The sequence below is a fragment of the Pseudomonas sp. 2FG genome (genome assembly GCF_005502935.1).
In the GTDB taxonomy this organism is placed as follows: Bacteria; Pseudomonadota; Gammaproteobacteria; order Pseudomonadales; family Pseudomonadaceae; genus Aquipseudomonas.
In genome coordinates this window covers 1-9,761 of record NZ_SCMP01000033.1, presented here as the reverse complement: position 1 = coordinate 9,761, position 9,761 = coordinate 1, and the positions used below count along the sequence as shown (strand labels likewise).

The following is a 9,761-nucleotide window of genomic DNA, read 5'->3' as shown; positions in this document are numbered from 1 at the left end:
ACTCACATATCCCCAAAGAACGCCCACTGCCGCATGCGCTCCCAGCTTCTTAAAAAAGTGCTGTGAGCCTTGATGGCGGGAGTGGTTTTGGGGTTTTTCTACAGTCTCGTTAGATCACGGATGTTTATTTGCAAGTTCCCTTCGAGACTCTTGCGTACCCCTGTGATTTCATAGAGCTGACGCGGGCCGCGCTCTTTGGCTACGAAGAGACGATCATTTTCAGTGTCATAAGTGATACCTTCAAAGCCCTTGTTGGAGGGGCCAAGATTGATGCCTAGAGAAATGAACTTAGCATCCTTCTTGTCGATGGGGCCTGGTGTTTCAGGCAACCGGAGAAAACACAGCTGTTGAATTCTCTCGTCGACTATTACTACGAGTCCATTGCCCATGTACGCGATACCCTCCGTATCTTCGAATCCGACAAGAGGGTATTGGTCGATGACTTCCCCGCTCTTGCTCAGAGACACTATCTGCATGGGGCCTGCATTTGTAATGGCCAGCAAACGGCCCTTATCATAGTCATAGGTAAGACCAGATAGATCATTCCCTATTCCCTGTATGGGTTTTTCATCGAGATACACTTTATAGTCTGGCAGCCAGATGCTTTTGCCCACCCAGGCGGGGGCATTCTGCGTGCTAACCACATAGAAGTAGAGACGTTCATGCCAGCGAAATTTAATTGTGGCAACAACGGAGACGATCGCTACGGCTAAGAGAACTAGAATCCAGAGCTTGGTTTTGCTGTTTAAGCGTTTCGTTCTCGGCGGGTTAAGTTCAACTCGGCTATTCATGCGAACAATCCATCTTAGAGTAAAGAGATCTACGAGGTTGAAAGGAGGCGCTGACCTGCTTGTTGTATTTCCGGGAATATCTGAATCAGCCCTGCGTGTTCTGCTGCCCTGACCACCGATTTCAAAACCAGAAGCTCAGTCATTAACTCAGCGACTCTGATCCTCCCAACTCTCGTTTAAGCCCCGTCGAGGCGAAGGGATAGAACAGAGGGCTGTTAAACGGGCTCTTCAAAAAGGCGAAGTTTTCCAGGCGAAGCGATAGGACTTGAATGCCGTGCTGTCATGACATTGGCCGTTATCGGCGTCCGCCCCCACCAGGAACCACTCCTCTCGTGAGGTATCGCCGATCTTCCGCGCCTTCTCCGGGTTGAAGCAGCGCGCCAGTTCGCCGGCCGGGATTAAAGCTGAGGCCTGTGGATGGCCCTTGAGCCACTCGACGGCTTTATAGATCTGGCCTGGAGCACCCATGCCGAAGTGCACTATGGGTTGCCGGGCGAACAGCCAATGTCCTTCACGCCAGTTGGTCAGAACCAGGTCGGAACCCTGGGTGAGTGCCGCAGCTTCAGCCATCAGTGACTGGTGGGGGTTGGCCCCCTCCTTGATGGGCTCGAGGAAGCCGCGGGCGAACCAGGCGACGAACCAGAATACGGCCAGTCCGGTGAAGATCTTCCGGCCCAATGGGCGCTGGGCGAACCAGCGGCGTAACAGCCATGGCACCAGTGGCGCAATCACCAGCACCAGGCCAGGGAGGGCCGGGTAGATATAGAGTTTGCGTTTGCCGCTGCTGAGGGTGAAAAACAGCAGGACGAGGACCACCCAGCCGAGCAGTACCAGGACCCTGCCATCGTGCTTGAGCAGTTGCCGGCGCCAGGCTGGAATCAGCCAAGGCAACGCCAGCACCAGCGGCAGCCAATACTTGGGGATGACCTTGGCGAAGAAGTACCAGAATGGCTCTTGGTGGGCCCAGGCGCTGGCATAGCGTTGCGCCGTCTGGCGCAACAGAATCTCGTTCACATAGGCGCGACTGGCCTCATCGCCGTGGAGCACTACGGTGAGAACCAGAGGCAGCAGCCAAACGGCAATCGCGGCCAAGGCCACCACCAGCCCGAGCAGCCAGGCACGGCCCTGACCAGGCATGCGCACGACGCCCGACCAGCCCTTGCGTGCGGCATAGGCGTAAGGGATCAGCATCAGAATGGGTAGGAAGCCGACGCCCTTGCTGATGATGCCGAAGCCCATGGCGGCACAGGCCAGGTAGAACCAGCCCCAGGCCGGACCCAGCAGCAGATGCCGGACCATCCCGTATAGGCCAAGCACGATCCACAGGCAGAGAAAGCCATCGATCTGCCCCGCTCTTAGTATGCTGTAGGTTTGGTAGGTCGCCAGGAACAGCAGGCTGGCGATCACGCCGATGCGGCGGCTCCACAAGCGCGTACCTAGATCGTAGAGACAGGCCGTGGCGACCAGGCCCGCCAGCAGCGCGGGGAGAAACAGCGCCACCCTCGGCAAGCCGGTGATACTGGTGAACAAGGCGACCATCCACATGAACAGTGGCGGCTTGTCCGGGTAGATCTCGCCGGCGCGGTGGGGGATGAACCAGTCGCCGTTTTGCAGCATTTCCAAAGCGACGCCGAGAAACCGCTCTTCATCGACGTTGGCCGGCTGGCGCAGGCCAATCCCGGCCCCCACCAGCAACGCCGTCAGCAGCAACAGGCAGAAAAGCTCCAACCGGGGGGAAATAGATAGCCGCACGAATCAGCCCCTTTCTTCTTCCGGATGGTTTTTTTTGACCCGGGCGATCAATTGCAGATTGCGCAAGTAAACGATGAAACCGAAAGACTGCCCGAGGATGAAAACCGGGTCTTCACGGTAAATGGCGTATGCCAGCAGCAAGGCACTGCCGACCATGCTCAGATACCAGAAGCCGACCGGAATCACGCTGCGTTTCTTGTATTCGCTGTACAGCCACTGCAGGGCGAAACGGCCGGTGAATACCAGTTGCCCGGCAAAACCGACGGCCAGCCATAGAGTTTCCCTGCCCATATCAGTTCTCTAGCTCGCGAGGAAGTACATCGAAGCGTGTGCGCCTGATCAGCCACCAGACTCCGAACAGATCGAGAATGCCGACCAGCGCGCGATCGATATTTCCGTACTTGGACACACCCGCGCCCCGCGGGCGATGGTTGACCGGGTGCACCAGCATCCTGCCCTTGTGGCGTTGAATCAGCGCCGGAATGAAGCGGTGCATGTGATCGAAGTAAGGCAGGCGCAGGAATGCCTCCCGCTCGATGAGCCTCAGACCGCAACCGGTATCCGGCGTCGCGTCCTTGAGCAGTCGGCTACGCAGTTTGTTGGCAAACCGCGAAGCCCAGCGCTTGCTCGCCGTGTCACGCCGATTCACCCGATGCCCGGCAATCAGCTTGAGGTCCTCGGGGCATCCCGGGGCGCGAATGATCGCCAGCATGCCGGGGATGTCCGCCGGGTCGTTCTGCCCATCACCATCGAGCGTCGCCAGCCATTTGCCCTGAGCCGCGCGAGCCGCATGGTAGAGCGAGGTGCTTTGCCCCAACGAGCGCTCATGGCTGAGGACCCGCAGTTGCGAGAAACCGGACCGTTTCAGGGTTATCAGCTGCGCGGAGCTGTTATCGGTACTGCCGTCATCGACGACAATCACTTCGAACGACTCGTCGGAAAGGGCTTGGCGAATCTCTTGCAACAGGCCGGGAAGATTCTCGGCTTCATTCTTTGCAGGGATCAGTACTGAGAGGTAAGGACTAGTCGACATTATTAGTTCACTGACAGATTGGTCTTATAGTTTTAATGCAATGCAACCGCTCATTGCGCCTTAGCCACGTGCGACTGGACGGATCAAACTTCGTAGAAGCCGCGATACCACTCGACGAAATTCTTCACGCCGACACTCAAGGTGGTGCTGGGCTGAAAGTTCACCCGTTGGGAAAATTCGCTGACATCGGCCCAGGTTCGCACCACATCGCCGGGCTGCATGGGCATGAAGTTCTTGATCGCCTCGATGCCTGTCGCCGCCTCGATGCAACTGACGAAGTCCAGCAACCTGACTGGCGAACCCAGGCCCAGGTTGTAGATCTTTGCGGGGGCGACTTGTGCGCCTTGCGAGCCGTCCATGGAGACTTCATGGGTTGGCGGCAGGCAGTCTTGGATCCTGGCCAGCCCTTCCACCACGTCATCGATATAGGTGAAGTCGCGGGACATCTCGCCGTTGTTATAGATATCGATCGGCTGTCCGCCCAGTATCGACTTGGTGAATTTGAAGGGAGCCATGTCCGGCCGCCCCCAGGGACCGTAGACGGTGAAGAACCGCAACCCCGTGGTTGGCAACCCGTACAGGTGGGAGTAGGTGTGCGCCATCAGTTCGTTGGCGCGCTTGGTGGCCGCGTACAGCGACACCGGGTGATCGACCGCATCGGAGGTGGAAAACGGCAGCTTGGCGTTCATGCCATATACCGAGCTGCTTGAGGCGTAAACCAGATGCGCTACTGCGCTATGCCGGCAACCTTCCAGAATATTCAAGAAGCCGGTCAGGTTGGAGTCCGCATAGACCTCGGGATTCTCCAACGAGTACCTCACTCCAGCTTGCGCTGCCAAGTGAATCACTCGCTCGAACTTATGTTCTTTGAAGAGTATTTGAATACTTTCTCTGTCTGCGATATCGATCTTTTCGAATTTAAAATTCGTATGGACCTCAAGCTGGCTCAGGCGCGCCAGCTTGAGGTCGACACTGTAGTACTCATTCAGATTGTCGATTCCGACTACTTCATGCCCGGCAAGGCAGAGTCGCCTTGCCGTGTGAAAGCCGATAAAACCAGCCGCACCAGTCACCAAACACTTCATGCCTCACCAACCCCCACGACAGCCCGCCCAATGGCGTAGTAGGCGATGCCCAGCGCTTTCAGTTTCGACGGCTCGAAAATGTTTCGACCATCAAAGATCACGTTGTCGCCGAGGTTCTGCTTGATGAAGTCGAAGTCGGGAATACGGAAGCTGCGCCACTCCGTGAGAATCACCAGGGCATCGGCGCCGACCAGTGCCGCCTCCTTGCTCTCGGCCAGGAGCAGATCGCTTTTATCGCCATATATCCGGCGGGCCTCCTGCATGGCTTCCGGATCGAATGCCTGGACCCTGGCACCGGCTTGCCACAAAGCCTCCAGCAGTACCCGGCTTGGCGCCTCGCGCATATCGTCGGTGTTCGGTTTGAAGGACAGGCCCCAGACGGCGAAGGTCTTGCCGCTGATGTCTGCGTTGTAGTGCTTGTTGATGTTCTCGAACAGCTTGTTCTTCTGTTTGCGGTTCACCGCCTCGACCGCTTCCAGCAATTGTGGCGCGTAACCCACCTCTGCCGCAGAGTTTCTCAGTGCCTGAATGTCCTTGGGGAAACAGGAGCCGCCATAGCCGCAGCCGGGATAGATGAAGTCATAGCCGATGCGTGAATCCGAGCCGATGCCTTTACGCACCATCTCGATGTCCGCGCCAAGACGCTCGGCCAGGTTCGCCATCTCGTTGATGAAGGAAATCTTGGTGGCCAGCATGCAGTTGGCGGCGTACTTGGTTAGCTCGGCGCTGCGAGTGTCCATGATGATCATTTTTTCGTGATTACGGCTGAAAGGCTTGTACAGCTCACGAAGTAGATCAATGACGCTGGGATTCTCCGTGCCGATGACGATGCGCTCCGGGCGCATGCAGTCATCCACGGCCGAGCCTTCTTTTAGAAATTCAGGATTTGAGACGACCTCAATGCGGAACTCCCGCTCTCTCGCCTGTATTAAGGATAGGATCCTGTCGTTGATCTTCTCCGCTGTACCCACAGGGCTGGTTGATTTGTTGATCACAAGCTTGGAACAGTCTGCATACTCGGCAATGGTTTCCGCGACAGAAAAAACATTGCTGAGGTCGGCACTCCCTTCGGGACCGGCGGGGGTGCCAACCGCAATGAAAATGACATCTGCAAAAAGAACGCCAGCTTTGGGATCCGTGGTGAAGCTCAGCCTTGTCGAAGCCAGATTGTTCTTGAGGAGCTCTTCCAACCCCGGCTCATAAATAGGGGACACACCCTCGTTCAGCGCTCGAATCCTATGCTCATTGCTATCAACACAGCAGACAAAGTGGCCAACTTCAGCGAGACATGCCGCTTGTGTTAGTCCGACATAGCCGGTACCAAAAACTGTGATCTTCATAAACGATTCGTACTCGAATAAAAGCAGCACATCGCGATGCTTTTTTAGGTCCGCTGCAAAAGCCTGAGGCTCATCACCTTCCAGGCCCATCCTGTTGTAGTCATCAGTCCATTAGAAACACGGCCGCTCGATGCTCACCATTTTTTGTTACAGCGGAATGTTCCCGTCAGCGCGTCTCACTCTTTTTGCTCTTTTCAATCCGCCTTGCGAAGTACATAAACTCTCCACATAGCCAAGCCTGGCAGGCAATTCTGATGGGCCAGGATCTGAAAGCCGACCTCTTTAAACTCGGATTCAATAGTGGTCTTGGGAGTGACAAAACACTTCTGCTGCTTGTCGCGACCCTCGCTTGCAGCGACTTTCTTCGGCAGGCGCTTACGTCTCCAGGCCTCGTAATTCCCATCCACCCAAAGCGAAACGATCAAAGTGTCCCGTGCGACTCGATGAAACTCACGGAGCATCGCCAAACGATGCTCGCTAGCGCCGAAGCGGTGAAGAAAGTGCATGCAGAAAATCGAGTCCACGGAATTGTCCGATAGATCGATATCGAAAACTGACGTTTGGAATATTCTGATGCGGGCAAGGACGTGTGCTGGCTGAGTAGCTTGCGCCATGGCAAGCATGTCGCTTGATTTGTCAGCAGCCAAAATCACGCGGTTGCTTTGCTCGGCGAGAAGAGGCCATAAGCGTCCCCGGCCGCAGGGGAGATCTAATACCAGATTCGGCTCGCTTGCTTGTTTTAGGGCGCGCCGAACTATCTGCCTATAACGCCAGTATGAGAGCCGTCGAGCCAAACTCTCGCCCGGATGCTTATTAGCATATGCGTCGGCTCGCGCGTATAGATTTTTTTTTTGATGAGTCGGACTCTTCGATCCCTGGCATGGGTGCATCCGCACACTTCGTGAAGACCGAAAAGTACTGCTCAGCATGTCAATAGGCAGTCAATAAATCGTGAAAAAAACGTGAAACCAGATTTTTTGAACCTAGCTGAGAGGCGGCGCCCCTCAAACGCAACAGTCGATCCGATACCCCAGTTACAAGGTGTCGAACGGGGTTTCTAGTTTGATGTGGCCCAGCAAAATCTGCACTGCACACATAGCAAAGAATTCCCCGGCGTCAATTGTTGACTTTAAGTCTGCGAGACTCGGGAGCTCGCTTGCTGCAACTTGGCCAAACGAGGTGTTTCATCTTTTGCGGATATTTTTTCACAAGAATTTGATAGTTGTCTGGGTAGGAGGTGATCACCCGCACTGCGCTACGGCGTTCGCGGCGGACGTGCGGCGGCGCATCGGTGTCGAACTGGGCTGGCCGGTCTTGGTGCCCGAACATCGCGATACGGTCGAGCTGGCTGACGGCCAACGGCAAGCCTGATGCCCTGCTAATTCGGCTGCGTCGCGGGCGAGGGCTCTGGGATAGAGGCTGATCCCGTCGGAAACGGTGCTGTTCAGATAAGGATGAGGGTGGGGCTGCTCGGCAGCCGAAACGGCGATCTGCTCTTGCTGGCGCCACTTCTGCTCAGGCCGGAGAGCGCCCGTTCGACAAGGCGAACGGGCGCACCGGGCCCAGGGGCCGTGCCCTGGCTGACGGAGCACAGGCCGATGCGGCGCGAGTCTAGGACTTCGCGCCGTGCTCGGCTAGCGTCTGCTCAGTGAGTCGTAGAGCTCGGGGCGGCGGTCCTTGAAGTAGCTGTTGATGGCGCGCGAGGCCTGCATGAGGTCGCGGTCGAGCGTGCCGATTATCAGCGCTTCGTCGAGGCCGGCCTGGGCGATCCGGGCTCCGTCCGGCGCGGCGATGCTGCTCAGGCCACAGTACTGGATCTCGCCCTCGCTCCCGCAGTAGTTGGCGTAGGCCACGTAGCACTGGTTCTCGAAGGCGCGGGCCCGCACCGTGACCTGCGCAATGAAGTCGTAGGGCACCATGTTCGCCGTCGGCACCAGCACCAGGTCGGCCCCGGCCAACGCCAGCCGGCGGACATTCTCCGGGAACTCCAGGTCGTAGCAGATCAGCAGGCCGAGCCGCCAGCCGTTCAGTTCGACCAGCGGGAACTCGCCCTCCGCCACGGCGAACATCGAGTGGTCGAGCGTGCCGAACAGGTGCGTCTTGCGGTAGTTGCACAGGCTTTGCCCCTGCGCGTCCAGCAGTTGCACGGCGTTGTAGATCCGGCCATCGCCGGCGCGCTCGGGGTAACCGTAGAGAATGGCGATGCCCGCGGCCTGGGCGATACCCGCCACGCGTGCGGCCGAGGGACCGTCGCGCGGCTCGGCGAGCGCGCTGACCGCGTCGGCACCGATGTTGTAGCCGGTGAGGAACATCTCCGGGCAGACCAGCAGGTCTGCCCCCTGGGCCGCGGCCTCGGCAGCCAGCCGTTGCAGGCGCTCGAGGTTGCCGGGAACGTCCAGCGGCCGCGGCGGGCATTGATACAGGGCTATGCGCATGGGACTCTCCCGCTCATTCCGGTAGCGCGATCGGACCCAGCTCAGGGAACAGGTCCCCGGGGCCGGGGTTCTCCGCATGAGACTGGCCGCCGAAGTGCTTCATGATGCCCCAGACGGCATTCAGCGAGGTCTGCACCGCCCCTTCGACCCAGGCCGGGGTCCAGGACACGTCGTCGCCGGCGATGAAGATGCCGCGTTGCTCGGCCGGCATGTCGTCCTGCATGAAGTGCGCGTACATGCGCTGGTTGTAGCGGTAATGGCCTGGCAGAGCACCCTTGAAGGCGCCGAGGAAGTGCGGGTCGGCCTCCCAGGACACGGTGATCGGGTCGCCGATGATGTGGCTGGCGATATCCACGTCCGGATAGATCTTCTTCAGCGCATCCAGGGCCAACTTCACGCGCTTCTCGATCGGCTGCGGCAGCATCTTCAGCGCATCGCTCATCCAGGAGTAGGACAGGCAGATCACCCCCGGCTTGTCGTCGCCATTGTCGAACAGGTAGGTGCCGCGGGTCAGGCGGTCGGTCAGGGTCATGCTCATGGTGTCGCGCCCGGTCTGCGGGTCCTTGTCCTTCCAGAACGGCCGGTCGACCATCACGAAGGTCTTCGAGGACTGCATATAGCGGGTGCGGTCCAGGGCCATCCACATCTTCTGCGAGAACAGCGATTCCTCACACTCGATCTGGGTGGTCAGCAGCCAGCTCTGGCAGGTGGTCAGCACCGCCGCATAGTGACGGGTGTCGCCCCAGTTGTCGGTGACGGCGAGGCGGCCGTCGGCGGCGCGGGCGATGCGCTTAACCCCGGGGCGCGGGGCGCCGTGGTGCAGCGATGAGAGGCTGGTGCCCTGCGGCCAGTGGGCGCAGCGTTCCGGCGCATGACGCCAGATGCCCAGGGGCACCTGCTCGACGCCGCCGACTATCAGGTGCTGGTGGTCGTCGCAGTTGGTCATCACCACGCGGAAGATTTCCAGCATCGAGTTGGGGAAGTCGGAGTCCCAGCCACCGGTGCCGAAGCCGACCTGGCCGAACACCTCGCGGTGGTGGAAGGACAGTTTGGCGAAGGCCTTGGAGCTGGCGACGAAGTCGTAGAAGGTGCGGTCGTCCCAGAGCGGCACCAGGGTGTTCCACAGCTCCTTGAGGCGGGCCACGTCGCGGTCGCGGATCGCCTGCTGGATCTCGCCGAAGCGCGCGCCGTCCTCCAGCGCGTCGGCCCAGGCATCGGCGACTTCCTGGAACAGCGCCGGCAGGTCTGCGAGCTGCTGCGCGTAGTAGGTCTTGCCTTCGAGGTCGATGACGGTGCTGCCGGAGGCCGGGGTCAGCGGGTTGGGG

General features: G+C 58.8%; 9 protein-coding genes. All 9 read right to left on the bottom strand.

The window, feature by feature from the left end; all coding sequences use genetic code 11:
- Positions 1 to 98: 98 nt before the first annotated feature.
- On the bottom strand, positions 99 to 791 hold the full coding sequence (locus FFS13_RS19595; RefSeq protein WP_137820729.1) for an SdiA-regulated domain-containing protein: 693 nt from the start codon (positions 789 to 791) through the stop codon (positions 99 to 101).
- Between the two features lie 228 nt (positions 792 to 1,019).
- Entirely contained in the window at positions 1,020 to 2,543 is a 1,524-nt protein-coding gene (locus FFS13_RS19590; protein WP_137820728.1) for a glycosyltransferase family 39 protein, read from the bottom strand.
- A gap of 3 nt (positions 2,544 to 2,546) precedes the next feature.
- Positions 2,547 to 2,834 (bottom strand): lipid-A-disaccharide synthase N-terminal domain-containing protein, encoded by a 288-nt coding sequence (locus tag FFS13_RS19585; protein WP_137820727.1) that lies wholly within the window; start codon positions 2,832 to 2,834, stop codon positions 2,547 to 2,549.
- A gap of 1 nt (position 2,835) precedes the next feature.
- Positions 2,836 to 3,576: a glycosyltransferase family 2 protein gene (locus tag FFS13_RS19580; RefSeq protein ID WP_137820726.1), complete on the bottom strand. Its 741-nt coding sequence runs from the start codon at positions 3,574 to 3,576 to the stop codon at positions 2,836 to 2,838.
- Positions 3,577 to 3,659: 83 nt separating this feature from the next.
- Complete coding sequence (locus tag FFS13_RS19575) at positions 3,660 to 4,661, bottom strand: NAD-dependent epimerase (RefSeq protein ID WP_137820725.1); 1,002 nt, start codon at positions 4,659 to 4,661, stop codon at positions 3,660 to 3,662.
- Complete coding sequence (locus tag FFS13_RS19570; protein WP_137820730.1) at positions 4,658 to 6,001, bottom strand: UDP-glucose/GDP-mannose dehydrogenase family protein; 1,344 nt, start codon at positions 5,999 to 6,001, stop codon at positions 4,658 to 4,660. Before FFS13_RS19570 ends, FFS13_RS19575 begins: the two co-directional genes overlap by 4 nt.
- Before the next feature lie 194 nt (positions 6,002 to 6,195).
- Complete coding sequence (locus FFS13_RS19565; protein WP_137820724.1) at positions 6,196 to 6,891, bottom strand: class I SAM-dependent methyltransferase; 696 nt, start codon at positions 6,889 to 6,891, stop codon at positions 6,196 to 6,198.
- Between the two features lie 744 nt (positions 6,892 to 7,635).
- Positions 7,636 to 8,436, bottom strand: coding sequence for a carbon-nitrogen hydrolase family protein (locus tag FFS13_RS19555; protein WP_137820722.1), 801 nt, complete (start codon positions 8,434 to 8,436; stop codon positions 7,636 to 7,638).
- Positions 8,437 to 8,449: 13 nt separating this feature from the next.
- Positions 8,450 to 9,761: FAD-dependent oxidoreductase (locus FFS13_RS19550; protein ID WP_137820721.1), on the bottom strand; the 1,312-nt coding region annotated here is incomplete at its 5' end.